The sequence below is a fragment of the Cellulomonas algicola genome, assembly GCF_003851725.1.
Lineage (GTDB): Bacteria > Actinomycetota > Actinomycetes > Actinomycetales > Cellulomonadaceae > Cellulomonas > Cellulomonas algicola.
In genome coordinates, this window is record NZ_BHYL01000434.1 from 1 (window position 1) to 1,756 (window position 1,756).

Annotated in this window: 1 protein-coding gene and 1 pseudogene; both read right to left on the reverse strand. The window is 75.5% G+C overall.

The features are described from left to right. A partial coding sequence (locus CTKZ_RS20465; protein ID WP_124344626.1) for an acetyl-CoA carboxylase biotin carboxylase subunit occupies nt 1-1,426 on the reverse strand: 1,426 nt, incomplete at its 3' end. A 127-nt stretch (nt 1,427-1,553) separates the two neighbouring features. Further along, nucleotides 1,554-1,756, reverse strand: a pseudogene (locus CTKZ_RS20470) (methylcrotonoyl-CoA carboxylase); the annotation flags it as partial.

The window sequence follows — 1,756 nt, forward strand, 5'->3', positions numbered from 1 at the left end:
GTGGGGGAGCGGCGACGCAGGCCGTCAGGTCGGTCCGGACGTCGCCCGCGGGCCGCTCGGGTTCGTCGTCGTCGACCGGTCCGGGCAGGAGGCGTCCGAGGAGGCCGGTGTCGAGCCGACCGGCGCGCACGTCGGGGTCGGCGAGCACGCGGCGCAAGAACCCGACGTTGGTGCGGACGCCCAGCACGACGGTCCCGGCGAGGGCCGCGTCGAGCCGGCGCAGCGCCTCGGCCCGGTCCGCGCCGTGCGCGACGACCTTGGCGAGCATCGGGTCGTACGTCGTGCCGATCTCCAGCCCGGGCCGCAGCGCGCTGTCGACGCGCACGCCGTCGCCGGACGGCTCGTCGAGGACCAGGACCGTGCCGGTGGTCGGCAGGAAGTCGCGCGACGTGTCCTCGGCATAGACGCGCGCCTCGACCGCGTGCCCGGACAGGTGGACGTCGTCCTGCGCGAACGTCAGCGGCCCGCCCGCGGCGACGCGCAGCTGCTGCTCCACGAGGTCGAGCCCGGTGACGAGCTCGGTGACGGGGTGCTCGACCTGGAGCCGAGTGTTCATCTCCATGAAGAAGAACTCCGTGGGCGCCTCGTCCGAGACGAGGAACTCGACGGTCCCGGCCCCCACGTAGTCGACGCTGCGGGCGACGTCGCACGCGGCGGCACCGATCCGGGCGCGCGTGGCCTGGTCGAGCAGCGGCGACGGTGCCTCCTCGACGACCTTCTGGTGCCGCCGCTGCAGCGAGCACTCGCGCTCACCGAGGTGGACGACGTGCCCGTGGGGGTCGGCGAGCACCTGCACCTCGATGTGCCGCGGCGCCGTCACGAGGCGCTCGATCAGCAGCGTGTCGTCGCCGAACGCCGCGGCGGCGACACGGCGGGCCGCGACGAGCGCGTCGACGAGGTCCTCGGCCCGCTCGACGACCGTCATGCCCTTCCCGCCACCCCCGGCGGACGGCTTGACGAGCACCGGGTACCCGACGCGGTCGGCGGCCGCGCGCGCGTCGTCGTCCGTCGACCCGGCGAGCGAGGCGCCCGGGATCACCGGCACCCCGGCCGCGGCGACGTGGTCCTTGGCGCGGATCTTGTCGCCCATGACGTCGAGCGCACGGACGCCCGGCCCGACGAAGACGATCCCGGCGTCCGTGCAGGCCCGCGCGAGCTCGGCGTTCTCGGACAGGAACCCGTACCCGGGGTGCACGGCGTCGGCACCGGCGACGCGCGCGGCCCGCACGACGGCGTCGACGTCGAGGTAGCTGGCACGCGGCTCCGCGGGTCCGAGCCGGACGGCGGTGTCCGCGAGCGCGACGTGCCGCGCGTCGCGGTCGGCGTCGGAGTACACGGCGACCGACCGGATGCCGAGGCGTCGCAGCGTCGCGATCACGCGGCAGGCGATCTCCCCACGGTTGGCGACGAGGACGGACCCGAACAGCGGCGCCGCGGACGGTCCCGCGTCGGCAGCCGCCGGTGACGCGTGGTGGGACGTCGTCCTGGACAGGTCCGTCGCCGTCGACGCGGTCGCGGTCGTGGCGCCCGAGGGTTCGGTCGTGGTCACGGCGTCACATCCGGAACAGCGCGGGTCGGGGCGCGTCGAGCGGGACGGTCGCGCACACGTCGAGCGCCATGCCGAGCACGCGGCGGGTGTCGAGCGGGTCGATCACGCCGTCGTCCCAGAGCCGCGCGGTCGACCAGTACGGGCTGCCCTGCGTCTCGTACTGCGTCCGGAGCGTGGCGCGGAAGGCGTCCTCGTCGGCGGCGGGCC